A 24,165-nucleotide genomic window follows, 5' to 3' on the forward strand; every position below is an offset into this window, starting at 1 on the left:
TTCCTTTTCTGTGCGCCTTTTCAGCTTCCATATTCATTTATTCATTCATCAGATATTTCCCTCAAAATTCCATACTTTATTAATTTTAAGATAAAGATTTTCCTAATGACTGGATGAAATCTGAGCTGACGGATTGCCATTGAACGGAAAGTACCCAATCAAACCTTTATTTCGTCTGGCGGCTGGCTTAGAGTCTTCACGTAACACGCGGACTGTATTTCATTGAGCTACCGCGCAAAAAAAGAATTATGTTTATATACTTAAACCAGACGTTGCTGGCTTAATTTTGGGGAATGAATTGGGCACATTATCGGGAGGCAAGGGAAGATGTTAATGAATCAAAGGTCTCTCAGGTTTTTAGTCGCCAGCTGTTTGCTGGCGAGCGGTCTGTCTCCGTGGTTTGCGGCCTGGGCGACAGTTCCAACCATGCCGGTCGGAAAGACCACGCTATCCAGCGTGCAGAGCATGAGCCAGTTGCAGGCAGAGTTAATGCCAAGAGGTATCCGTCCTCTCTATCTGTCATCTCTCTCATCGCTTTATGCCGCTAATCATATGCAGCCGATGTGGAAAGATCGGCAAACGGTACAGATATTCCAGCAGCAGTTAGCCGAGCTGGCCATTTCCGGTATTCAGCCGCAGTTTACTCAATGGGTAAAATGGCTGACAGATCCTGAAGTGACCGGCATGGCGCGCGATGTCGTGCTATCTGATGCGATGCTGGGATATTTGCAGTTTACCAGCAGCGTGGAAGCCAACGGGGATAAGTGGCTTTACGGTACGACACCCTACAAGATGACCACGCCTTCGCTGACAGTGATTAACCAGTGGCAGCTGGCGGTGCGGCAGGGGGATACCGCGCACTATTTGTCGACGCTGACGCCACAGCATCCTTATTACGCCAAAATGCATGACGCGCTGAAAACGATGCTGGCGGATAACCGTCCGTGGCCTGCGATGCGCGGTTCTGCAAGTCTGCGTCCTGATCAAATCAGTGATGATGTTCCGGCGCTGCGTGAAATTCTCACCCGAACGGGCATGATGATAGCCTCGCCTCAGGAAACCAGTGCTCCGAAACCTACGGATGAAACTATCGCACCGAATACCCCGGGAAGCGCGGCAAATGATGACTTGTCTGTGGATGAAACCGCCGATAAAGCGCAGGCGGCCACACCAGCGGTAAGTCCTTCTGCAACGTCGGTTCAGGATGTTCTGCCTTCGGTTCAGTCCACAGAAACGCCTGCACCGGCAGTGCCTGTTGCTGTTTCAAATAACCAGTACACGTCTGACTTAGTGGAAGCGGTGAAACGCTTTCAGAAATGGCAGGGGTTGGAAGCTGATGGAATTATCGGCGGACGTACTCGCCAATGGCTGAATGCTTCGCCGCAGCTTCGTGCGACATTGCTGGCACTGAATATTCAGCGTCTGCGTATTCTGCCAGGGAATGTGAATACCGGCATTATGGTGAATATTCCCAACTATCAACTCACCTATTATCTCAATGGCAATGAAGTATTGTCGTCACGGGTTATTGTCGGTCGTCCGAGTCGTAAAACGCCGTTAATGAGCAGTGCGCTCAATAACGTGGTGGTGAATCCACCGTGGAATGTGCCGACAACATTAGTGCGCGAAGATATTGTACCGAAAGCCATGAACAATCCGGGGTACTTCCAGCAACACGGCTATCAGGTCTTGTCAGGCTGGAGCAATGATGCGGAAGTCATAGATCCTTCCATGATCGACTGGGCGATGGTATCGCCTAACCACTTCCCGTATCGTATCCGTCAGGCACCGGGCGTAAGTAATTCGCTTGGCCGGTATAAATTCAATATGCCGAGTTCTGACGCGATTTACCTGCATGACACGCCGAATCATAATCTTTTCAGCAAAGATATTCGTGCGTTGAGTTCAGGGTGTGTGAGGGTCAATAAAGCCTCTGAACTGGCGAATATGTTGCTGCAGGATGCCGGGTGGAACGACACGCGTATCTCTTCTGCATTGCAGGGCGGGAACACCACTTACGTGGCTATCCGCCATCATATACCGGTAAAACTGTTCTATCTGACGGCGTGGGTAGCGGATGATGGTAAGCCGCAGTTCCGCACAGATATTTACAATTATGATGCAACAGTGAGATCTGGCGCTCAAATTTTGCCTCAGGCAGAAATTTTGCTTCAATAAATGCAGTAAAACTAATCTGATAAGGGTCAGAGTATTTGGCCATACAACGAGCGTGAGCCACTGGCACGCTCGTTTTGCGTATCAGGGTCTCTTGACTCGCTGATAGTTGGCAGTTAAGGTTCGAAACGGTGCATAAATCGCACTTCTTTTTGACTCTCTTATCGGATAGTAAACTGTTCATGAATGAAATCGACAAACATCGCCGTAAATGGCTGGCACTTGGCAGTGCCGCTATGGGGATTGCATTACTTCCGAGTCGTGCATTCGCCACTCTTTCCACTCCTCGTCCGCGTATTTTAGTCGTTAATAACTTAAATACCGGCGAAACCCTCAAAACTGAGTTTTTTGATGGAAAGCGTTACAACAAGGATGAGTTGGCTCGGTTGAATCATCTGTTCAGAGACTATCGGGCGGAAAAGGTGAAATCTATCGATCCCGCCTTGTTCGATCACCTTTATCGTCTGCAAGTTATGCTCGGTGGTACTAATAAACCTGTTCAGCTGATTTCCGGTTATCGGTCACTGGCCACCAATAACAGTATGCGTGAACCGGGAAGTGGCGTAGCAAAACACAGTTACCACACGCTCGGTCAGGCGATGGATTTCCACATTCAGGGAATCGAATTGAGCAATATCCGCAAAGCCGCGTTAAAAATGCGGATGGGTGGTGTAGGATATTATCCACGAAGTAACTTTGTGCACATCGATACCGGGCCTGCTCGGACCTGGTGATGTGTGTAATTAATGGCCTGCCAATGAGCAGGCCATTTTGTGGAGCCCTATGAAAATCCATCTTATTACCGTCACGGCTTTCAGCCAGAACTGCTCTCTGATTTGGTGTACCAAGACCAATCAGGCCGCCATTGTCGATCCCGGTGGCGAAGCCGCGCGGATCATTCAGGAAGTTTCCGCCAAAGGCGTTTTGGTCACCCAAATTTTGCTGACTCACGGTCATCTTGATCACGTGGGTGCTGCTGCTGAACTGGCCGCACATTATCAGGTGCCTGTTATCGGGCCGCAGAAGGAAGACCAGTTCCTGCTGGATGCTTTGCCGACGCAGAGCCAGATGTTTGGCCTTGACCATTGTGACCCGCTGTCACCCGATACCTGGCTGGAAGAAGGTGACACGGTGAACGTGGGCGAAGAAATCTTATCCGTATTACATTGTCCGGGGCATACGCCGGGGCACATCGTTTTCATTAATGATAAAGCGCGTATTGCCGTTTCCGGTGATGTGATTTTCAAAGGCGGCGTAGGGCGCAGTGATTTCCCACGCGGCGATCATCAGGCGCTTATCAGATCGATTAAAACCAAACTGTTGCCTCTGGGCGATGACATGGTCTTTATTCCAGGCCATGGCCCGATGTCTGATTTTGGTTACGAGCGTAAAAATAATCCCTTCCTGCAGGATGAAATGCCGGTCTGGTAATGTTTGATTGCCGGAAAACAAAAAGCCCGTCAGTTTCCTGACGGGCTTTTTTAATGCGAAAGCAACGCAGTCATTTTACAGCACGGCGACAATCGCTTCGCATAGCGGAGCCATATTTTCCAGCGTAATACCCGCGACGTTAATACGGCCAGAGTTCACCGCGTAAACGCCGAATTCATCACGCAGACGCAGTACCTGATCTTTGGTCAGGCCGCTAAATGAAAACATTCCGTTCTGATTAATAATGAAGCTGAAATCCTGCTGCGCCCCTTTTTCCTGCAAAGTGCTGACAAACAGCTGACGCATGCGGTGGATACGCTGGCGCATATCGCTCAGTTCCTGCTCCCACAGCGTGCGCAACGCTTCGTTACCCAGAATGGTGGCCACAACCGCTGCGCCGTGTGCTGGCGGGTTAGAGTAATTTACACGGATAATGGATTTCATCTGGCTGAATGCGCGATCCGCAGTTTCAGCGTCAGCAGTGACTAACGTACAAGCACCGACGCGTTCATTATATAAGCCGAAGTTTTTCGAGTAAGAACTGGCGACCAGCAATTCTTTATGGCTGGCGACGAACAGACGCAGGCCAGCGGCATCTTCTTCCAGACCTTTAGCAAAGCCCTGATAAGCGAAATCAAATAGCGGTAACCAGCCGTTTGCTAAAGACAGTTCAGCCAGCTTCGCCCATTGTTCCTGCGTCGGGTCAATACCCGTCGGGTTATGGCAGCAACCGTGGAACAGCACCACGTCACCGGCTTTCGCTTCGCTCAGGCTTTTCAGCATGCCGTCGAAATCCAGGCTGTGATTGGCTGCGTCGTAATAGTTGTACTCTGCCACTTCCAGACCTGAGGCAGAAAATACGCCTTTATGGTTCGGCCAGCTCGGATTGCTGACCCACACGCGCTTAGCGCTGGTTTGTGTCGCAATAAAATCTGCTGCAATGCGCAGGGCACCGGTACCACCCGGGGTTTGCGCCGTGCGGGCGCGTTTTTCTGCAATCACTGCGCTGTCTTTACCAAACAGCAGTTCTTGCGTGCAATGTGCAAAATCAGGCAAACCATCGATGCTCAGATAGGTTTTAGTGGTTTCATTTTCCAACAGGAATTGTTCGGCTTTCTTCACGCTGGCCAAAACCGGCGTTTTACCCGTTTCATCTTTATAAACACCAATCCCAAGATTGATTTTATTCGAGCGATCATCCGCGCGGAAAAGATCGGTAAGACCCAGAATAGGGTCAGCAGGTGCTGCAGTGATTTTTTCAAACATGTCGGAAAATTCCATAGCCTGATATAACGAAAGAGGGCATCAGGGTACCGCCAGCGCTAGCGTTTGCCAACCGTTTGCGGCAAAAAGAAAGCAGAGTTGTGAGAAGGCGTGTGAGATTAAAATTTTTTATGGAGAAGGGTAGCAAAGTTCTTTATTTGAATTGCTTAAATGCAAAAGGCAGAGCCTAAGCCCTGCCTTGATATCCACTTTGATGCGCCTGTAAGCGCATCGTTAAGCGATATTAGAACTGGTATTGCAGACCAACACCAACGATGTCGTCTGTGCTACGGCCAGCTGCTTTGGTGTAGCTGTTGTCGTCCAGCAGGTTGATTTTGTAGTCAACATAGGTAGACATGTTTTTGTTGAAGTAGTAGTAAGTACCAACTTCTACGTATTTAACCAGGTCAGCATCGCCGCCAGCGTAAGTAGAACCGTTGTTGGTGAAACCATTCAGGCTCTTACCTTTAGACTGCAGGTATGCGATAGATGGGCGCAGACCGAAATCGAACTGGTACTGAGCAACAACTTCGAAGTTCTGAGTTTTGTTAGCGATTGAATCCGGGTTACCGTAATCAGTGGTGTTACGTGATTCGCCGTAGAAGGTCGCCAGGTACAGGTTGTTAGCGTCGTATTTCGCGCCGAATGCGTATGCGTCAGCTTTGTCACCAGCACCATCTTGCTTCTGCAGAGAGGTACGGTTAGAAGAGAAGTAAGCACCAGTCAGGCTAACACCGGAGTTGCCGATAGCGTAAGCGGCAGAAGTACCCCAGCCGTCGCCATTGGAATCAACTGCGCCACGATCGTCACGACCTTCGTCGTTTTTGCCCTGGTACTGTACAGCGAAGCTCAGGCCATCAACCAGACCGAAGAAATTGCTGTTACGGTAAGTTGCCATGCCGTTACCACGACCAACCATGAAGTTGTCGTTGTTCTGGTACATGGTGTCATCGCCAAAGATTGGCAATTGGTCGGTGTAGGACATTACGTCGTAGATTACGCCGTAGTTACGACCGTAGTCGAAAGAACCTGCATCGCCAAATTTCAGACCTGCGAAGCCCAGACGAGTTTTGTTGCCTTCGTCGCCGGCGCTTTCTGCGTGGTTAGCCTGAACGTTGTATTCCCACTGGCCGTAACCGGTCAGTTGGTCAGTAATTTGGGTTTCGCCTTTGAAGCCGAAACGAACGTAAGTCTGGTCGCCATCGTCGCCAGCGTTGTCAGAGAAGGTGTGACGCGCGTCAACTTTACCGTACAGATCCAGTTTGTTGCCGTCTTTGTTATAGATCTCAGCTGCGTTAGCTGCACCAGCCACTAACAGAGCAGGGATTACCACTGCAAGAATATTGCGCTTCATCATTATTATTACCCTCATTGGTTTTATTTGGACACCTGCCACTGCCTTAAATAATTCTTTACGGAACTATTCGTGAAAGTTTGGTGTCTCCTGTGTCTGAACGCACTATTCCATCCGTGGTGAGCTTAATCCATAGCGAAAATGCTACTAAATTACTAAATATGTTTCAGTTGGAAAAATTGTATTACAAGATGTGTATTTTACGGAACTTTGTGACAGGGATCTATCTTTCAAAATGACTAAGGCCAGCAATGCTGGCCTTAGTTTTGTAACTATTTTGTTAATTAGAAATAGTTTAATTAATTAGAAGGTTGCATTACGTGGTGTGCGTGGGAACGGAATCACGTCGCGAACGTTCTGTACGCCAGTGACATAGGCCACTAAACGTTCAAAGCCCAAACCGAAGCCTGAGTGAGGGACTGTGCCGTAACGACGCAAATCGCGATACCACCAATAATCTTCAGTTTTAAGTCCCATTTCGACCATTCGTGCATCCAATACATCCAGACGTTCTTCACGCTGAGAACCGCCGATAATCTCGCCAATGCCGGGTGCTAAGACGTCCATTGCCGCCACGGTCTTTCCATCATCGTTCAAACGCATGTAGAAGGACTTGATATCTTTGGGATAGTTTTTTACTACTACCGGTGCTTTGAAATGTTGCTCAGCAAGATATCGTTCGTGCTCTGAAGACAGATCCACACCCCAGGAAACGGCATTCTCAAATTTTTGGCCGCAATTCATTAGGATTTCTACTGCTTCAGTGTAATCCACCTGTGCGAAATCAGAGGTTACAAAACGTTCAAGGCGGGCAACCGCATCTTTGTCTACGCGTTCAGCAAAAAAGGCCATATCGTCTGAACGTTCGTTCAGAACTGCCTGGAAAACATACTTCAGCATGTTTTCTGCCAGTGAGGCGATGTCGTCCAGCGTAGCAAAAGCCACTTCCGGTTCAACCATCCAAAACTCAGCGAGGTGACGGCTGGTATTCGAGTTTTCCGCACGGAACGTCGGGCCGAAGGTGTAAACCTTAGACAGCGCACAAGCGTAAGCTTCACCGTTCAGCTGACCGGAAACAGTAAGGAACGCTTCTTTACCGAAGAAGTCTTCGCTGAAGTCAACTTCGCCTTTATCGGTACGCGGCAGGTTTTGCAGGTCCAGCGTTGAAACACGGAACATTTCACCGGCACCTTCGGTATCTGACGCAGTGATCAGCGGGGTGGACACCCAAAAGTAGCCGTTTTCGTGATAGAAACGGTGAATCGCCTGAGACAGGGTGTTGCGCACACGGGCAACGGCGCCGATCAGGTTGGTGCGCGGGCGAAGGTGAGCCACTTCACGAAGGTATTCGATACTGTGGCGTTTTGCCGCCATCGGGTAGGTATCAGGATCATCCACCCAGCCAACAACTTTAACGGCGGTTGCCTGCAATTCGAAACTCTGACCTTCGCCAGGAGATGCGACAACAGTACCGGTCACTTCTACTGAACAACCCGTTGTCAGACGCAGAACGTCTTCCTGATAATTGGGCAGAGAATTATTGATGACGGCCTGTAAAGGATTAAAGCAGGAGCCGTCATAAACGGCGACGAATGAGATACCAGCTTTAGAATCTCTCCGGGTACGTACCCAACCGCGTACGGTGACTTCACTGTCAACCGCAGCACGGCCTTGCAGTACGTCGACTACAGGCACAACGCTCATAGATTTCTCTCTTTCTTTATATATGTTGGCTAAGAAATATTGGACACCCTGTAAAAAGGGATTTTGCTATGTTACTTAGCCTTTCTCAGGACACAAGCAGAAATCACCGTTGGTGAGGAAGAATTGTCAGGCAAAGGCGCGGATTATCAGGAAACATTGAGATAACGAATAAAAGCCGGGGGATGAGATTGCAGGTATATAAAGGAAAGAAAGTAAGGAAAGAATATTCTGTTAAAGCGCCGGAATGGTTTCCGGCGCTTTACTGACAGTCAGGACGCTTTTTTTACCAGCGGCAAATCGAAGGCCTTACGCAGCGCTTTCACAAAAGCTTTGTCCTGACAAATAGTTTTGCCCGGACTATCAGACAGCTTGGCGACCGGCTTGCCGTTGCACTGAACCAGTTTGATCACAATGTTCAGCGGTTTTACACCGGGAATATTACAGGTCAGGCGTGTACCAATACCAAACACCAGATTTACCCGTTGGTGGAAATGACGATAAAGATGCAGGGCTTTATCCAAATCCAGATTATCGGAAAATACCAGCGTTTTAGTCATCGGGTCGATATCCAGCGCGTGGTAATGCGCAATCGCTTTTTCGCCCCATTCAAATGGGTCCCCGGAGTCATGGCGCAGCCCCTGATAAGCATTGGCGAATTTGCTGCCGAAATCACGCAGGAAAGCATCCATCGTAATACAGTCGGTCAGCGCAATCCCGAGCTGGTCCGGATACTCATCCAGCCAGGCCTGCAATGCGGCGCGCTGGCTGTTGGCCAGAACCGGACTAATTTGCTGATGCGCCTGAAACCATTCGTGAGCCTGAGTCCCGACCGGTGTCAGCTGCAATTTATGTGCTAAATCGTAGTTGCTGGTACCGACCAGATAAGGGAATTCGTTTTTAAGCGTGCTGACGATAGCTTCCTGAACTTCGCCCGAGAAACGACGGCGTGTGCCGAAATCCATCAGACGGAAAGCGGAAAGGTCAATATCTGCTGCCTGCTCTTTAAAGCTGGCGAGATTTTTACGCAGTTGATCCACGGCCATTTGCGCGGTGACGAATGGCGAGCGCTGACGATGCACCACTTCACTGATCACAGCCAGCAGCGGCACTTCCCACATAATCACTTCACGCCAAGGACCTTCAATGCGCACGTGCAAATGCCCGTTGCGATCGGAAACGGTGACATGTTCAGGATTGTAGCGGAACGCTTTCAGCCAGTTCAGATAGTCCTGAGTGAAGAAAGGCAGGCTGGAAAGATAAGTGAACTCATCATCCGTGAGTGCAAGCTGACTCATCATCAGGACTTGCTCGCGAATTTCGCTGGCATATTCACCCAGCAGTTCATCGCCGCGGCAACGGAACTCGGCTACAACGCTGATATTGCGATAGCGATGGTAAACCGCTTGCTGCATGTGAAGCTTGTAGGCATCGGTATCTAACAGCGAAGTCAAAATCGGGGAGGCGTATGAAGTCATAGCGCGTTTACAGCATCCTCGTCAGAAACTGAGTGTTTGAACACAAACAACCGTTCCGTAAAAAAAACGTTCGGGATAAAACAGCAAAGTCTGTGAAGTATACCGTATTATCCTGTCAAAGAACCCACATCACATCATAATTGTCTGCGCATGGTCGAGGCTTAATTGTGCTTAAACATAGGGAATATGGGCAAACAGGCGATTTTATGGTTTAAAAAAAGCACAAATTGATTACATAAATTTAATCAACCTGACAATCAGAAAAGAAAAATCGGGGCTATTTTACCCCGATTTTTGTATGTTCATTTCGCTTCGTTTGTTCATGATAGTAAACGATCAGATGTTTTCCAGATTAATACCCCGTGTTTTTGGCCCGAAAATACCGATGACCAGCATCACAATAATCATGCTGACGACAATGAAAGCAATTACCCCCTGGGTTCCGGCGTATTGCAGGATCAGGCCGATCAAAATGCTGCTAAAGACGGTCGACAGGCGGCTGAATGAATAGCAAAAGCCGACAGCGCGGGCGCGGATATGCGTCGGGAATACTTCGGTCTGGTAGGCATGATAGCTGAACGTTAACCAGGCGTTGGAGTAGGTGATCAGGAAGCCGCAAACCACCAGCATCACCGGATTGGTTTGCAGGGCGAATAAGGTACCGAATACCACCGTCATTAATGACGAGAGAACGATCTGCCATTTGTTTTCAATTCTATCGGCATACCGGCTGCAAATAAGCGATCCCAGCGGATAGGCCAGCGTAATAAAGAAGGCATAAAGCAAACTGTGAGTGACAGTCGTGCCTTTGCCTGAGAGCAGGGCGGGCAACCAGTTACCAAAGCCGAAGAAACCTATGGCCTGGAAAAAGTTCATGACGGTCAGCATCAGCGTGCGTTTGCGGTATTCCGGTGACCAGATTTCCCTGAACGTGCCTTTTCGCGGTAATTCCGCTGCACTTTCTTGCGCGATATACGCCGGGCTGTTAGCGACCCCGCAGCGCTTTTCCATCGCACTCACCACATTATGCGCATCTTCATGACGCCCTTGCTGCGCCAGCCAGCGGGCAGATTCCGGCAGATTTTTACGTATAATCCATACCACCAGTGAACACAGTGCGCCGGCAATTACCACGTAACGCCAGCCTGTCAGCCCGAAAAAGGTTTGCGGCACAAGCCACCAGGACATCAGCGCCACAGCCGGAACGGAAAGAAACTGGATAAAGAAAGCGAACGCGAACGCGCGGCTGCGCATATGGCTCGGCACCCATTCGGTCAGATAGGTATCAATAGTCACCAGCTCAAGGCCCAGGCCAATTCCGACCAGAAAACGGCACGCAATGATGCCTTCAGCGCTGTTTTGGAACGACATGAGCAAAGAAAAACAGCCATACCACGCCAGCGCAAACATAAATGTCATACGGCGGCCAAAGCGGTCTGCATTCGGAGCCAGCAGGCTCGCACCGAAAAAAAGACCTAAAAATGTGGAAGAAGCGAAAGCGGCCTGATCGGATATGCCAAATACTCCCGCAGTGCCGATATGAAATATGTTCTCCGCCACTAAACCTGAACTTATGTATCCGGTTTCGAAAAGATCATAGAGTTCGAAGAATCCACCCAGTGAAAGCAATATGATGAAGCGCCAGAGTCCGGCGGAGGCAGGAAGCGCGTCAATACGGGCTGATAATGTCTTGTTATTTAATGTTTTTTGTTTTGGTATCCCCATGTCAGGGGCGCAGGTGTCACTCATTTTATTATTAGCCTCAGTGAATCATCTTATTCATGATCATGCTAATGACTCCCGATTGGATTTAAATATTGAATTTATGTAACGAATAAGAAAATAGAGCATAAAAAACTGCGTAAAAACGCATTGTGAAAAGTACAGTTTTATCGGTTCAGAATGTGACACAGGTCAGACTTCCACTTTTAGCCTCAAAAAGGCCCCTTAAGAGAAATTTCTGTGTTTTGGTTGAAAGGTGCGCATACGCACTCACAAACTGGCAACAATCTGGGATTTTCTGGTGCCTGTGTTAGAGTTTAGAAAGAAAAATATGAAGGCCGGCAGGGCTCTGCGCAGCGATTCGCTGATGAAAAGCGCCCGCTTCAATGCCATGAATCGTCATCACTATAAACAATGAAAACGCCAAAAGGTTTTTTATGACTCAACTGCCACAAGCCAAGTTCCGCCATGACTATCGTGCGCCGGACTATACCATCACGGATATCGACCTTAATTTCGAGCTTGATGCACAGAAAACCATCGTGACTGCCGTCAGTCAGATTAAACGACAGGGCGCAGAAGGCGCGCCGCTGGTGCTCAATGGTGAAGATCTGACCCTGATCAGCCTTAAAATTAACGGTCAGGACTGGCCGAAATATCAGTTAAAAGAAGGTGTGCTGGAAATTACCGGCCTGCCGGAAGCGTTTGAACTGGCCATTGTTAACGAAATTCATCCGGCCAAAAACACTGCGCTGGAAGGGCTGTATCTTTCCGGTGAAGCGCTCTGTACCCAGTGTGAAGCCGAAGGTTTCCGCCACATTACCTATTATCTGGATCGCCCGGACGTTCTGGCGCGTTTCACCACCCGTATCGTGGCCGACAAAGCCCGTTATCCTTATTTGCTGTCCAACGGTAACCGTATTGATCAGGGCGAGCTGGAAGGTGGTAAACACTGGATCAAATGGGAAGACCCATTCCCTAAACCTTGCTACCTGTTTGCGCTGGTCGCGGGTGATTTCGACGTTCTGCGTGACTCCTTCAAAACCCGCTCCGGCCGCGATGTGGCGCTGGAACTGTTCGTAGACCGCGGCAATCTGGACCGCGCGGGCTGGGCGATGGAATCCCTGAAGCAATCCATGAAATGGGACGAAACCCGTTTCAATCTGGAATACGATCTCGACATCTTTATGATTGTCGCCGTTGATTTCTTCAACATGGGCGCGATGGAAAATAAAGGACTGAACGTCTTTAACTCCAAATACGTGCTGGCAAAAGCTGAAACCGCGACTGACAAAGATTATCTTGGTATCGAAGCGGTGATCGGCCACGAATATTTCCATAACTGGACTGGCAACCGCGTGACCTGCCGCGACTGGTTCCAGCTGAGCCTGAAAGAAGGCCTGACTGTATTCCGTGATCAGGAATTCAGTTCTGACCTGGGCTCGCGTTCAGTCAACCGTATCGATAATGTCCGTGTAATGCGTGGCGCGCAGTTCTCTGAAGATGCCAGCCCGATGGCGCACCCGATCCGTCCGGAAAAAGTCATCGAAATGAACAACTTCTACACCTTGACGGTGTATGAAAAAGGTTCAGAAGTCATCCGTATGTTGCACACTTTACTCGGCGAAGAGAAATTCCAGGCCGGTATGCAGCTGTACTTTGAGCGTCATGACGGCAGCGCCGCGACCTGCGACGATTTTGTGCAGGCGATGGAAGATGCGTCCAACGTCGATCTGTCACTGTTCCGCCGCTGGTACAGCCAGTCCGGTACACCGGTGCTCACCGTGCGCGATGACTATGACGTGGAAAAACAGCAATACACCCTGACCGTCAGCCAGAAAACGCCTGCGACGCCAGATCAGACTGAAAAGTTGCCTCTGCATATTCCGCTGGATATCGAATTGTACGATCCGCAGGGCAACGTTATTGCCCTGAAACAAAACGGTCAGACGGTCAGCAATGTGCTGAACGTAACCGAAGCCGAGCAGACATTCGTGTTTGACGACGTGGAATACCAGCCGGTGCCTTCTTTGTTACGCGAATTCTCCGCGCCGGTGAAACTCGATTATAAATGGGGCGATCATCAGCTGACATTCCTGATGAAATACGCGCGTAACGATTTCGCCCGCTGGGATGCGGCGCAAAGCCTGCTGGCGATTTACATCAAGCTGAACGTGGCACGTCACCAGCAGAAACAGCCTCTGTCTCTGCCGCTGCATGTGGCGGATGCGTTCCGTGCGGTGTTGCTTGATGAGAATATCGATCCGGCGCTGGCGGCGCAGATCCTGACTCTGCCCTCTGAAAACGAAATCGCTGAACTGTTTGAAATCATCGATCCGGAAGCGATCAGTGCCGTTCACGACGCGATTACCCGTTGCCTGGCGACTGAAATGGCTGATGAATTCCTGGCGGTTTACAACGCTAACCGTCTGCCAGCGTATCGTGTGGTGCATGAAGATATTGGCAAACGTTCATTGCGTAATACTTGCTTGCATTATCTGGCCTTTGCCGATGTGACGCTGGCTGACCAGCTGGTTAAAGCGCAGTTTGAACAGGCCGATAACATGACGGATTCTCTGGCAGCGATGTCTGCGGCCGTTTCCGCACAGCTCCCTTGCCGTGAATCGCTGATGGTGGCTTACGATGAGCGCTGGCATCACGACGGTCTGGTCATGGATAAATGGTTTATCCAGCAGGCGACCAGCCCGGCAGCCAATGTGTTGCAGAAAGTCCGTTCACTGCTAAATCATCGTTCGTTCAGCATGGGCAACCCGAACCGCGTCCGTTCATTAGTGGGTGCGTTTGCCTCTGCTAATCCCTCTGCGTTCCATGCGGCAGACGGCAGCGGTTATCAGTTCCTGACTGAAATGCTTACGGATCTGAATACCCGTAACCCGCAGGTTGCAGCGCGTATGATTGAGCCGCTGATCCGCCTGAAGCGTTACGACCAGAACCGTCAGGCGCTGATGCGTCAGGCGCTGGAACAGCTGAAAGGGCTGGAAAATCTGTCCGGTGATTTGTTCGAGAAAATTACCAAAGCTTTAGATGCATAATCGTTTCTACGGGTAAATAGCGGCAAAGCAAAAGGGCGATGAAAACATCGCCCTTTTTTCGTTTTGAATTTACTGAATGCGGCAATCAGTTTTGCGCGCGTTTCGCTTCCTGAGCGACATTTTGTAATGGCTGTGGTGTCAGCACACGTTCCAGAACTTCGGCTTCCAGCTCCGCCAGTCTCGCCGAACCCTTACGGCGCGGGCGCGGCAAATCTACTGTCAAATCCATACCAATTTGTCCCTGATCAATAAGGATCACCCGGTCGGCCACGGTGACTGCTTCACTGACATCATGCGTCACCAGCAGAACAGTGAAATCATGTTGCTGCCATAAGCGTTCGATCAGGCTTTGCATCTCAATGCGTGTCAGGGCATCCAGCGCGCCCAGCGGTTCATCCAGTAATAACAGGCGGGGACGGTGGATCAACGCACGCGCCAGTGCCACACGTTGTTTTTGTCCGCCTGATAATGCTGACGGCCAGTCGTCCGCGCGATCGGCCAGCCCGACTTCTTCCAGTGCGGCCAGCGCAGCTTCACGCCATTTGCCTTTCAGGCCAAGACCGACGTTATCAATCACCTTTTTCCAGGGAAGAAGACGGTCATCCTGAAACATCAGGCGTGTGTCATCTCGCACCTGACTCAGCGGCGCGCTGGCGCTGAGCAGTTCGCCCTGCGTTGTTTTTTCCAGTCCGGCCAGCAAACGTAGCAGGGTACTTTTACCACAGCCACTTCGACCGACGACAGCCACAAACTGGCCGGGCGGAATGCGCAGATTAATATCGTTCAGCACGGCGCGGTTGCCGTATTTTTTAGTGATGCCGGAAAGTGTCACCGGCGTGCCTTGCCCAATGCGTGCGGGTGCGCTCATGCGGCATCTCCTTGTTTTTTCTGATAGGCAGGGTGCCAGCGCAGCCAGACGCTTTCCAGCAGGCGGGCAAGAACATCGGCCAGTTTGCCGAGAATGGCGTAAAGCACGATGGCAACCACCACAACGTCAGTTTGTAAGAACTCGCGGGCGTTCATCGCCAGATAACCAATGCCAGAGTTAGCTGAAATGGTTTCCGCCACAATCAGCGTCAGCCACATGAAGCCCAGCGCAAAGCGCACGCCGACCATAATTGACGGCAACGCGCCCGGTAACACCACCTGAATAAACAGCGGGAAACCGGAAAGTCCGTAGCTACGCGACATCTCCAGCAGGCCACGGTCAATATTGCGGATACCGTGATACGTATTGAGATAAATCGGGAACAGCGTTCCCAGCGCCACCAGGAAAATCTTGGCGGATTCATCAATGCCGAACCACAGAATTACCAGCGGGATCAGCGCCAGGTGCGGAATGTTACGTAGCATTTGCAGCGAACTGTCCAGCAGGCGCTCGCCCCAGCGGGAAAGCCCGGTGATAAAGCCAAGCAGTAACCCGAGACTGCCGCCGATGGCAAAGCCAATCAGCGCACGGAATGTACTGATTTTCAGGTTTTGCCAGAGGTCACCGCTTTTTGCGAGTGTCCAGAAGGCTTCCACCACGGCGCTCGGCGCTGGCAAAATCCGGTTGGATAACCAGCCGGCTTCGACCGCCAGTTGCCAGCCGCCGATGAGTACCACCGGCACAACCCACGGGGCAATGCGGTTCAGCCAGCGTTGTGTCGTTGTCATCTGTGCTCTCCTTGATGCTGGCTGGCTGTGCGTTTATTGACAAAGTCATGAGCGACCAGCTCGCCGCGCGGCAAAATGGCTTTCTTCACGATATTGTCATCTTCCGGTTTGGCCAGATCCAGATGCGGGAACAGCAACTCACTGACGCGGTACGCTTCTTCCAGATGCGGATAACCGGAGAAAATAAAGGTGTCGATGCCGAGATCCGCATATTCCTGCATACGGGCTGCGACGGTTGGACCATCGCCGACCAGCGCCGTTCCTGCACCGGTGCGCACCAGACCGATACCGGCCCAGAGATTTGGGTAGATTTCCAGCTTGTTACGGTCACCGCCGTGTAACGCTGCCATACGGTGCTGGCCCACGGAATCCGTTTTGGCGAAAGCGGCCTGCGCGCGCTGAATAGTTTCGTCATCGACGTTGGCGATGAGTTTGTCGGCGGCGCGCCACGCTTCTTCGTTGGTTTCACGCACAATCACGTGCAGACGAATGCCGAAGCGCACGGTGCGGCCTTTGGCGGCAGCTTTCGCCCGTACCTGTTCAATTTTCTCTTTCACTAACGCTGGCGGCTCGCCCCAGGTCAGATACAGTTCGACCTGCTCGGCCGCCAGATCCTGCGCTTCGTCGGAAGACCCACCGAAATACAGCGGCGGGCGAGGGTACTGAACCGGAGGATGCATCAGGCTCGCGCCTTTGACCTGAATATGTTTGCCTTCGTAATCGACCGTTTCGCCTTCCAGCACGCGGCGCCAGATGCGGGTAAATTCTGCCGAGGCTTCATAACGTTCTTTATGGTTGAGATGTAAACCTTCCGCCGCCAGTTCAGACGGGTCACCGCCTGTGACCAGATTAAACAGCGCCCGGCCACCGGAAAGCCGGTCGAGTGTCGCTGCCTGACGGGCGGCCAGCGTCGGGGAGATAATTCCCGGACGCAGCGCCACCAGGAATTTGAGCTTCTGCGTAACAGAAATCAGGGAGGCGGCCACTAACCATGAGTCTTCGCATGAACGGCCGGTGGGGAGTAATACGCCGCCGAAACCTAAGCGGTCTGCGGCCTGAGCAATCTGCTGAAGATAACCGTGGTCTACCACACGGGCACCTTCTTCAGTACCTAAATAACGGCCATCGCCATGGGTGGGTAAAAACCAGAATACGTTCAGACTCATAGTATGTTCCTCTCAAAGTTTGCGTTTCATGACCGCTCAGCGGCGGCTAAATCAGGGTTCAGTTGGCTTGTACGGCCGGTTTCCAGATGCGGTCTTTGATTTCAACCGTCTTTGGCAAAATATGGTTTTGATAGAACAAATCAGCAGTTTGTTGCTGGCGCTTTTCTGTCTCGGCATTGACCGGTGTGATAGGCATATCAGGCAAATGATCCAGATAAGAGGCGACCACTTTTTCCGGTAATCCCATCGACTGTGAAAGGAGTTTGATACTTTGTTCACGGTCCGTTTTTGTCAGCGCATTCGCCTGCGTTAACACATCCAGAACCTGACTGATTAACTGAGGATTAGCCTCGGTATATTTTTTGGGCGCAAGATAGAAGGAACCGGTCTGATGCAGCGTCGAGCCGTCAGTCAGCACGCGGACATCGCCCTGAACTTCTGCTGCGGAGTAATACGGATCCCAGATGGCCCAGGCATCGACGTCATGCTGTTGAAACGCGGCGCGTGCATCGGCAGGCGTCAGATAAACTGGCTGGATATCACTGAATTTCAGACCCGCCTGTTGCAGCGCACGAAGCAGTAAATTGTGGGAGCTGGAGCCTTTCTGGAAAGCGACTTTGTGGCCTTTAAGATCAGCCACGGTTTTGATCGGGCTGTTACTGTCGACCAGTATCACTTCCGCTTTCGGTTTCGGCGGTTCTGAACCGATATAAAGAAGATCCGCACCGGCCGCTTGCGCAAACAGTGGCGGTAAATCGCCTGTGCCGCCTAAATCGATACTGCCGACGTTCAGCGCTTCAAGGATTTGCGGGCCTGCGGGGAATTCCACCCAGCTGATTTTGGTGTCCGGGAAACGTTTTTCCAGCAGCTGATGGGATTTCGCCAGCACCAGACCAACGGATCCTTTCTGATAAGCGATACGTAATTGCGCAGGATCCTTTTCCTGTGCTGACGCCGTGGCGTTGAATATCAGACTGGTGACCAGACCGGCAATCACTGGCAACTGGCGTAATAAAGAGAAAGACGCAGGCATGATTAATTCCTTTTAATTTCAGACGCGCAAAGCTTGCGCGGAAAGGGAAGCGACAGACGGAATTTGCGGACGGCGGCGGCTCAACGCCAGATAGAAGTTTTCCAGTGATTCCGTCAGGCGTTCTTCGAGTGCCGGATCCAGCTTTGCGGGGAACGTCTGATAATCGGTGATCAGACTGTCATCGGCGAAAACGCCCTGTAAAACCTCCTGCGCTTTTAGCGAGGCCAGCACCGGTTTCAGCGCATAATCGACGGCCAGCATGTGGCCTATTGATCCTGCTGTGGCCAGCGGTAATACCACTTTATGGTCGAGCGCACGCTCAGGCAGCAAATCCAGCAAGGTTTTCAGCGCACCTGAAAACGACGCCTTATATACCGGCGTGGCGACAATCAGGCCATCCGCACTCGCCAGTTCAGCGTTCAGTTGCTTTAATTGCGGGCTGCCGAAATTAGCGAACAACAGATCGTCTGCTGAGAAATCCTGAATATTGTAGGTGAAGACTTCAACGCCCCGGCTCGCCAGCCACTGATGGCTGAGCGCCAGCAGGGAAGAGGAGCGGGAGGGTTGTCGCGGGCTGCCTGCCAGGGTGACTACACGCATTTGCTTATTCCTTATAACAATCTGTTATAGAACTATCATTTTTATTAACGAAGTGAAGTAAACCTAGCAGGCAGAGGCGGCTCAGCGGAAATCTCAATTTTGGCTATGGAAAGTTTCAAATCAGATAAAGCACCTGGTACGGTGGGTTCAGGCGAAGGCTGGTTAAGAATGAAAAGTGAATTAAAAGTAACGAAAAGGTAATCGTTTGCGCTCAGAGTCAATTAATCGGCCAATATGCCGGTTATCGTTTCCAATTAAGCGGCGCTTAGTCGATAATACCGCCCCGTCTAGCCACCGGGAATCCAGGAGTCTCCATGTATTATCCTCTTTTCAGAAAAGCACTGTTTCAGCTCGATCCAGAGCGCGCCCACGAGTTAACCTTTCGTCAGTTGAGCCGTATTTCCGGCAGCCCTTTTGAATTTTTGATCCGCCAGTCAGTGCCTACCAAACCGGTAAACTGCATGGGATTATCCTTTAAGAATCCTTTGGGACTGGCCGCAGGTCTGGATAAAAACGGTGAATGTATTGATGCTCTCGGCGCAATGGGCTTTGGTTTTATTGAAGTCGGCACGGTCACTCCGCGTGCGCAGGCCGGTAATGACAAGCCCCGTTTATTCCGCATCGTTGAAGCCGAAGGCCTGATTAACCGCATGGGCTTTAATAACCTCGGTGTGGATAATCTGGTGAATAATGTCAAAAAATCACACTTTGGCGGCATTCTGGGTATTAATATTGGCAAGAATAAAGACACGCCTGTTGAGCACGGCGCAGACGATTATCTGACCTGTATGGATAAGGTATATCCGTATGCCGGTTATATCGCGATCAATATTTCATCGCCTAATACCCCCGGTTTACGTTCACTGCAATACGGTGAAGCGCTCGATGATTTACTGGCGGCGATTAAGAATAAGCAGCTCGAACTTCAGCAACGTCATCAGAAATATGTGCCGGTCGCTGTGAAGATCGCGCCGGATCTTTCTGAGGAAGAATTGATCCAAATAGCCGACAGTCTGGTTCGTCATAATATGGACGGCGTTATCGCCACCAATACCACGCTCGATCGGAAACTGGTTCAGGGTCTGAATTATTGTGAGCAGGTCGGTGGCCTGAGCGGGCGTCCGGTGCAGCTGCGCAGTACAGAAATTATCCGCATGTTGTCGAATGAATTGCAGGGCCGTCTGCCTATTATTGGCGTTGGCGGCATTGATTCATTAACTGCAGCGCGTGAAAAAATGGCGGCTGGTGCGTCATTAATTCAAATCTATTCCGGCTTTATCTTCAAAGGCCCGGGTTTGATCAAAGATATTGTTACCCACATCTAATATTTTTCTTCCTTAAGGCGAGTCAGGGGTTTATTTATCAACCCGGCTCGTCTATATTTTGTCCACTGACCGTAATTCAGGCTCAGGATTTGTCTGATATCGTTTCATTATCGAAAACTCTATTATGGTAGTTGAGTGGATAATGCATTCAGGCAACGGGCATGAGGGCAAACAGGATGACGAAATGAAAATCAAACCAGATGATAATTGGCGTTGGTATTTTGATGCAGAGCATGACCGGCTTATGTTGGATCTCGCCAATGGCATGATTTTTCGTTCCCGCTTCCCGGCTAAAATGTTAACGCCTGATGCTTTTGGAAATATGTCATTTTGCGTCGATGATGCTGCTTTGTATTTCGATTATGAAGAACAGTGCAAAAATATTCGTCTCGCCGCTGAACAACGCGCTGAATTAGTTTTAAATGCCTTAGTCGCTTTCCGCTTTTTAAAACCCCTGATGCCCAAGAGCTGGCATTTCAGTCAGCAAATGCGTCCTTTCCAGCCAGAAAATGGCCAGCTTGCCCAGGTTCAGGTGATGGACAGTGGCGAACAGGCAACATTGCTGGTGGTGGAATCGGGTGATAACGCCAGCCTGTGCCTGCTGGCGCAAGAGCGGCTGACAGTGGCAGGGCGCGGCATGGTGCTCGGTGATGCAATAAAAGTGATGCACGACCGGCTGATGCCCGCTGCATTCAGAGTGGATCGCGATGTCTACGATCAAGCCGTGTAAATTACCCTTCATACTTCAAGTTGCCGATGCGTTGGCCGCGCTCAGTCACCCGAATCACTTACCGGTGTAAGCTCATCGGGATTCCTTCTCTTGTCGCCTTCCTGCGACTCGAACTATTTTGGGTAATAAGGGGATATTTTTAGCCGAGCATGATATCCGTTGCCGGAATACAGCTGCATGACAATATCGTTCCATCTTTTCCGACAGCACTTTCTTTGAGTGGTGCGACGTTCCCTTCTTTTAATGTCATTTTACAGGCACCGCAAATTCCCGCACGACAGGAATAAGGGATACGTAATCCCTGCAACTCCAGCTGCTCGAGCAAAATCTGCTGATTGTTACCGGTAAACTCCGTGCCCTGATAATTAATGCGCACTTCCCGCGTGGTGCTTTTTGGCGCTTCGACATTTTCGACGACTTCGCCTGCGCTGTAAGGGCGGGGTGGTTTAGTCGCCAGCACCTGTACGCTGTCACCGGCACGGATAACGCCGCTGTTACGGGCAATCATGTTCTGACCGAAATCGACATCGCCGTCGCTGGCTGTACGATATCCTTGCAACGTTTTCAGCGGTTCGCCACGAGGATGCTTGCGGCCTTTTTCAATGCTGACGGTAGTGAAAATGCAGCGACTGCACGGCTTCACCAGATCGAAAATGACTTCCCCGATGCGGATGGTCTGCCAGCTGTCTTCTGCGTAAGCGTTTGCACCGCTGACCACAATATTGGGCCGGAACTGTTCAATCCTGACGCCGCCCGGACAGCGACGTTGTAAATCCTGCATCGACGCTTCATTGATCAGCAGATACGGAAAGCCGTCGGCGAAAGACAGCGGGACGTCGGGATATTTTTTCACCCGTCGTGTCGGCTCTTCACCGACCCAGCGCAACTGGACCTCACGTTTTAAATAACCACTTAACCAGCGATTTACCGGCTCCGGAGCGATGAGTGAGGTAAACTGATTGCCCCAGACTTCCGTCGGTGAATTAATGCCTGCGAAATCACGAAATCTGACGCTGATACTTTCGCCTTCGGGCGCACTCAGCATCAGGCCATCAGGTAGCAAAATCGGAGTGAACAGGACGAGGCTCGGATACTGGCGGGCGGTTATAAACATGCCTTGCGGGTCGGTTATCATGAACTGACGGTCGAAAGCCAGACCTGTTGGCGTGACCAGCGAGTGTGAAACTTGCAGTCCGCGCATCGATTTAACCGGATGAACAAATAAACGTGAAAGAATGGGCACTGAACACTGCCTCTCAGAGTATAAAGTCTTAAGAATAACCAGAGACTTTATGACAAGCGGCGGGGATTAGCTATAATGCGCAACAATTTTATTTTTGGTGATATGTCGATATGAACTCTTTGTTTGCCAGCACGGCGCGTGGACTGGAAGAACTGTTAAAAAGCGAACTGGAAACGCTGGGCGCGCAAGCCTGCAAAGTTGTGCAGGGAGGGGTGCATTTTGAAGGTGACGATCGCCTGTTGTACCGTAGCTTACTGTGGAGCCGTCTGGCTTCGCGCATCCTGTTGCCACTGAACGAATTCAAAGTTCACAGCGATTTGGATCTCTATCTTGGCGTGATGGCAATTGACTGGCCATCCGTGTTTGGCGTGGAAAAAACCTTCGCCGTGCATTTCAGCGGCCTGAATGATGAAATCCGTAACAGCCAGTACGGTGCGCTGAAAGTGAAAGACGCCATCGTCGACAGCTTTACCCGCAAAATGGATGAACGTCCGAATGTGGCGAAGCAGCAGCCCGATATTCGTGTCAACGTCTTCCTGCAACGTGATACCGCCAGCGTCGCGCTGGATCTCAGCGGCGAAGGTCTGCATCAGCGTGGCTACCGTGACCTGACCGGTCAGGCGCCGCTGAAAGAAAACCTGGCGGCAGCGATTGTGATGCGCTCCGGCTGGCAGGCTGGCACACCAATGGTCGATCCGATGTGTGGTTCCGGTACTCTGCTGATTGAAGCGGCAATGATCGCCGCCGATCGCGCACCGGGCTTACATCGCCAGCACTGGGGCTTTACCGGCTGGAACAAATTTGACGCCGAACTGTGGCGTGAATTGACCGCCGAAGCGCAGGTGCGTACCCGTCGTGCGGTGCAGGAAACCTCATCCCGTTTCTTCGGTTCTGATATTGACCGTCGTGTCATTGAGATGGCGCGTGCGAACGCCCGTCGCGCCGGTGTAGCGGAGCTGATCAGCTTTGAAGCCGCAGAAGTCGGTAAACTGGTGAATCCACTGCCGGAAGGCCCGGTGGGTACGGTCATCAGCAACCCGCCATACGGCGAGCGTCTGGAAAGCGAACCGGCACTGATAGCCCTGCACAACATGCTTGGCCGCATCATGAAGACTAAGTTCGGTGGCTGGCAGTTGTCGCTTTTCAGTGCATCACCGGAATTACTGAGCTGTCTGCAACTGCGCGCTGAGCGCCAGTTCAAGGCCAAGAACGGTCCGCTGGAATGTGTGCAGAAAAACTATCAGCTGGCAGAAAACCCGACCGGTGCTGCCGGCGCGCAACTGGCGGATGATTACGCCAACCGCCTGCGTAAGAATGTCAAAAAACTGGAAAAATGGGCCAAACAGCAGGGCATCGAATGTTATCGCCTGTATGACGCCGATTTGCCGGATTACAACGTAGCGGTTGACCGCTACGGCAGCAAAGTGGTGGTACAGGAATATGCACCACCAAAAACTGTGGATGCACAAAAAGCCCGTCAGCGCTTGTTTGACGTGATAAACGCCACCATGTCTGTGCTGGATATTTCTTCCAGTCAACTGATCCTGAAAACCCGTGAGCGCCAGAAAGGCACCAGTCAGTACGAGAAACTGGCGCAAAAAGGCGAGTTCCTGCTGGTTGAGGAATTCAACGCTAAACTGTGGGTTAACCTGACGGATTATCTCGATACCGGTCTGTTCCTTGACCACCGTATCGCCCGCAAAATGCTCGGTGAAATGAGCAAGGGTAAAGACTTCCTCAACCTGTTTGCTTACACCGGCACCGCCAGTGTTCATGCAGGTCTGGGCGGCGCGCGCAGCACCACCACGGTAGATATGTCCCGCACTTATCTGGAATGGGCGGAAAAAAATCTGCGTGCTAACGGTCTGACCGGTCGCCAGCATCGCCTGATCCAGGCGGATTGCCTGTCTTATCTGGGGATGTGTGATGAACAATTCGATGTGATCTTTATCGATCCGCCGACGTTCTCCAACTCTAAACGTATGGCCGAAAGTTTTGACGTACAGCGTGATCATCTGGCTCTGATGAAAGATCTGAAACGCATTTTACGTCGTAACGGCACCATTATGTTCTCCAACAACAAGCGCGGTTTCCAGATGGATCTCGAAGGATTGAGCAAGCTGGGGCTGAGCGCGAAAGAAATCACCAGCCAAACCCTGTCACAGGATTTCGCCCGTAATCGTCAGATTCATAACTGCTGGCTGCTGTCCCATGCCGGCGAGGAAAAATAAAGTT

18 protein-coding genes are annotated in these 24,165 nt (G+C 51.0%); 7 read left to right on the plus strand and 11 right to left on the minus strand.

Going from position 1 to position 24,165, the window contains the following annotated elements; translation table 11 throughout:
- Positions 1 to 327: 327 nt before the first annotated feature.
- The 3 genes from ldtD to J1784_RS19560 all read left to right on the plus strand — a co-directional run bounded on the left by ldtD (position 328) and on the right by J1784_RS19560 (position 3,606).
- Entirely contained in the window at positions 328 to 2,178 is a 1,851-nt protein-coding gene (gene ldtD / locus J1784_RS19550; RefSeq protein WP_217150567.1) for a L,D-transpeptidase, read from the plus strand.
- A 179-nt stretch (positions 2,179 to 2,357) separates the two neighbouring features.
- On the plus strand, positions 2,358 to 2,909 hold the full coding sequence (gene mepK, locus J1784_RS19555; RefSeq protein ID WP_056769288.1) for a peptidoglycan L,D-endopeptidase MepK: 552 nt from the start codon (positions 2,358 to 2,360) through the stop codon (positions 2,907 to 2,909).
- A gap of 49 nt (positions 2,910 to 2,958) precedes the next feature.
- Positions 2,959 to 3,606 carry an MBL fold metallo-hydrolase gene (locus J1784_RS19560; RefSeq protein WP_217150568.1) on the plus strand — a complete coding sequence of 216 codons (648 nt, stop codon included), beginning with the start codon at positions 2,959 to 2,961 and terminating at the stop codon, positions 3,604 to 3,606.
- Positions 3,607 to 3,681: 75 nt separating this feature from the next.
- Here the strand turns inward: J1784_RS19560 and J1784_RS19565 are convergent, their stop codons facing one another.
- From J1784_RS19565 to J1784_RS19585, 5 genes are all read right to left on the minus strand, one after another.
- Positions 3,682 to 4,872: an amino acid aminotransferase gene (locus tag J1784_RS19565; protein ID WP_217150569.1), complete on the minus strand. Its 1,191-nt coding sequence runs from the start codon at positions 4,870 to 4,872 to the stop codon at positions 3,682 to 3,684.
- Between the two features lie 241 nt (positions 4,873 to 5,113).
- On the minus strand, positions 5,114 to 6,226 hold the full coding sequence (ompC, locus tag J1784_RS19570; protein ID WP_274387341.1) for a porin OmpC: 1,113 nt from the start codon (positions 6,224 to 6,226) through the stop codon (positions 5,114 to 5,116).
- A gap of 300 nt (positions 6,227 to 6,526) precedes the next feature.
- A complete protein-coding gene (gene asnS, locus J1784_RS19575) occupies positions 6,527 to 7,927 on the minus strand; it encodes an asparagine--tRNA ligase (protein WP_217150570.1) in 1,401 nt (466 codons plus the stop codon).
- A 269-nt stretch (positions 7,928 to 8,196) separates the two neighbouring features.
- Positions 8,197 to 9,402 carry a nicotinate phosphoribosyltransferase gene (gene pncB, locus J1784_RS19580; RefSeq protein WP_217150571.1) on the minus strand — a complete coding sequence of 402 codons (1,206 nt, stop codon included), beginning with the start codon at positions 9,400 to 9,402 and terminating at the stop codon, positions 8,197 to 8,199.
- 336 nt (positions 9,403 to 9,738) lie between these two features.
- Positions 9,739 to 11,127 carry an MFS transporter gene (locus tag J1784_RS19585; protein ID WP_420803985.1) on the minus strand — a complete coding sequence of 463 codons (1,389 nt, stop codon included), beginning with the start codon at positions 11,125 to 11,127 and terminating at the stop codon, positions 9,739 to 9,741.
- Between the two features lie 434 nt (positions 11,128 to 11,561).
- Between J1784_RS19585 and pepN the strand changes: the two genes are divergently transcribed.
- On the plus strand, positions 11,562 to 14,177 hold the full coding sequence (pepN, locus tag J1784_RS19590; RefSeq protein ID WP_217150573.1) for an aminopeptidase N: 2,616 nt from the start codon (positions 11,562 to 11,564) through the stop codon (positions 14,175 to 14,177).
- Positions 14,178 to 14,262: 85 nt separating this feature from the next.
- Here pepN and ssuB read toward each other — a convergent pair whose 3' ends face one another.
- The 5 genes from ssuB to ssuE are packed head-to-tail and all read right to left on the minus strand — an operon-like array spanning position 14,263 to position 18,632.
- Positions 14,263 to 15,045 carry an aliphatic sulfonates ABC transporter ATP-binding protein gene (gene ssuB, locus J1784_RS19595; RefSeq protein ID WP_217150574.1) on the minus strand — a complete coding sequence of 261 codons (783 nt, stop codon included), beginning with the start codon at positions 15,043 to 15,045 and terminating at the stop codon, positions 14,263 to 14,265.
- Complete coding sequence (ssuC, locus tag J1784_RS19600; protein ID WP_120506908.1) at positions 15,042 to 15,833, minus strand: aliphatic sulfonate ABC transporter permease SsuC; 792 nt, start codon at positions 15,831 to 15,833, stop codon at positions 15,042 to 15,044. The genes ssuB and ssuC overlap by 4 nt, the downstream gene beginning before the upstream one ends.
- Positions 15,830 to 16,999 (minus strand): FMNH2-dependent alkanesulfonate monooxygenase, encoded by a 1,170-nt coding sequence (gene ssuD / locus J1784_RS19605; RefSeq protein ID WP_217150575.1) that lies wholly within the window; start codon positions 16,997 to 16,999, stop codon positions 15,830 to 15,832. Before ssuD ends, ssuC begins: the two co-directional genes overlap by 4 nt.
- A 58-nt stretch (positions 17,000 to 17,057) precedes the next feature.
- Complete coding sequence (locus tag J1784_RS19610) at positions 17,058 to 18,032, minus strand: sulfonate ABC transporter substrate-binding protein (protein ID WP_217150576.1); 975 nt, start codon at positions 18,030 to 18,032, stop codon at positions 17,058 to 17,060.
- An 18-nt stretch (positions 18,033 to 18,050) separates the two neighbouring features.
- On the minus strand, positions 18,051 to 18,632 hold the full coding sequence (ssuE, locus tag J1784_RS19615; protein WP_217150577.1) for an NADPH-dependent FMN reductase: 582 nt from the start codon (positions 18,630 to 18,632) through the stop codon (positions 18,051 to 18,053).
- A gap of 314 nt (positions 18,633 to 18,946) precedes the next feature.
- On the opposite strand from ssuE, the gene pyrD reads away from it, so the two are divergent.
- Complete coding sequence (gene pyrD / locus J1784_RS19620) at positions 18,947 to 19,957, plus strand: quinone-dependent dihydroorotate dehydrogenase (RefSeq protein WP_217150578.1); 1,011 nt, start codon at positions 18,947 to 18,949, stop codon at positions 19,955 to 19,957.
- 184 nt (positions 19,958 to 20,141) lie between these two features.
- Positions 20,142 to 20,687 carry a cell division protein ZapC gene (locus J1784_RS19625; protein WP_217150579.1) on the plus strand — a complete coding sequence of 182 codons (546 nt, stop codon included), beginning with the start codon at positions 20,142 to 20,144 and terminating at the stop codon, positions 20,685 to 20,687.
- Between the two features lie 139 nt (positions 20,688 to 20,826).
- On the opposite strand, the gene J1784_RS19630 is transcribed toward J1784_RS19625, so the two are convergent.
- The gene (locus J1784_RS19630) at positions 20,827 to 21,930 is read right to left on the minus strand and encodes a YcbX family protein (protein ID WP_217150580.1); all 1,104 of its coding nucleotides are present in this window, start codon (positions 21,928 to 21,930) and stop codon (positions 20,827 to 20,829) included.
- 110 nt (positions 21,931 to 22,040) lie between these two features.
- On the opposite strand from J1784_RS19630, the gene rlmKL reads away from it, so the two are divergent.
- A complete protein-coding gene (gene rlmKL / locus J1784_RS19635) occupies positions 22,041 to 24,161 on the plus strand; it encodes a bifunctional 23S rRNA (guanine(2069)-N(7))-methyltransferase RlmK/23S rRNA (guanine(2445)-N(2))-methyltransferase RlmL (RefSeq protein ID WP_217150581.1) in 2,121 nt (706 codons plus the stop codon).
- The last annotated feature ends 4 nt before the right edge of the window (positions 24,162 to 24,165 follow it).

The organism is Rahnella ecdela (assembly GCF_019049625.1).
In the GTDB taxonomy this organism is placed as follows: Bacteria; Pseudomonadota; Gammaproteobacteria; order Enterobacterales; family Enterobacteriaceae; genus Rahnella; species Rahnella ecdela.

Bases quoted from the DNA above. Each gene is read 5' to 3' on its own strand.
- mepK (WP_056769288.1), top strand. From the start codon at position 2,358: ATGAATGAAATCGACAAACATCGCCGTAAATGGCTGGCACTTGGCAGT.
- ssuB (WP_217150574.1), bottom strand. From the start codon at position 15,045: ATGAGCGCACCCGCACGCATTGGGCAAGGCACGCCGGTGACACTTTCC.
- ssuE (WP_217150577.1), bottom strand. From the start codon at position 18,632: ATGCGTGTAGTCACCCTGGCAGGCAGCCCGCGACAACCCTCCCGCTCC.
- J1784_RS19560 (WP_217150568.1), top strand. From the start codon at position 2,959: ATGAAAATCCATCTTATTACCGTCACGGCTTTCAGCCAGAACTGCTCT.
- pepN (WP_217150573.1), top strand. From the start codon at position 11,562: ATGACTCAACTGCCACAAGCCAAGTTCCGCCATGACTATCGTGCGCCG.
- ompC (WP_274387341.1), bottom strand. From the start codon at position 6,226: ATGATGAAGCGCAATATTCTTGCAGTGGTAATCCCTGCTCTGTTAGTG.
- J1784_RS19625 (WP_217150579.1), top strand. From the start codon at position 20,142: ATGAAAATCAAACCAGATGATAATTGGCGTTGGTATTTTGATGCAGAG.
- ldtD (WP_217150567.1), top strand. From the start codon at position 328: ATGTTAATGAATCAAAGGTCTCTCAGGTTTTTAGTCGCCAGCTGTTTG.
- J1784_RS19610 (WP_217150576.1), bottom strand. From the start codon at position 18,032: ATGCCTGCGTCTTTCTCTTTATTACGCCAGTTGCCAGTGATTGCCGGT.
- J1784_RS19585 (WP_420803985.1), bottom strand. From the start codon at position 11,127: ATGGGGATACCAAAACAAAAAACATTAAATAACAAGACATTATCAGCC.
- J1784_RS19565 (WP_217150569.1), bottom strand. From the start codon at position 4,872: ATGTTTGAAAAAATCACTGCAGCACCTGCTGACCCTATTCTGGGTCTT.
- ssuD (WP_217150575.1), bottom strand. From the start codon at position 16,999: ATGAGTCTGAACGTATTCTGGTTTTTACCCACCCATGGCGATGGCCGT.
- pyrD (WP_217150578.1), top strand. From the start codon at position 18,947: ATGTATTATCCTCTTTTCAGAAAAGCACTGTTTCAGCTCGATCCAGAG.
- pncB (WP_217150571.1), bottom strand. From the start codon at position 9,402: ATGACTTCATACGCCTCCCCGATTTTGACTTCGCTGTTAGATACCGAT.
- ssuC (WP_120506908.1), bottom strand. From the start codon at position 15,833: ATGACAACGACACAACGCTGGCTGAACCGCATTGCCCCGTGGGTTGTG.
- asnS (WP_217150570.1), bottom strand. From the start codon at position 7,927: ATGAGCGTTGTGCCTGTAGTCGACGTACTGCAAGGCCGTGCTGCGGTT.
- rlmKL (WP_217150581.1), top strand. From the start codon at position 22,041: ATGAACTCTTTGTTTGCCAGCACGGCGCGTGGACTGGAAGAACTGTTA.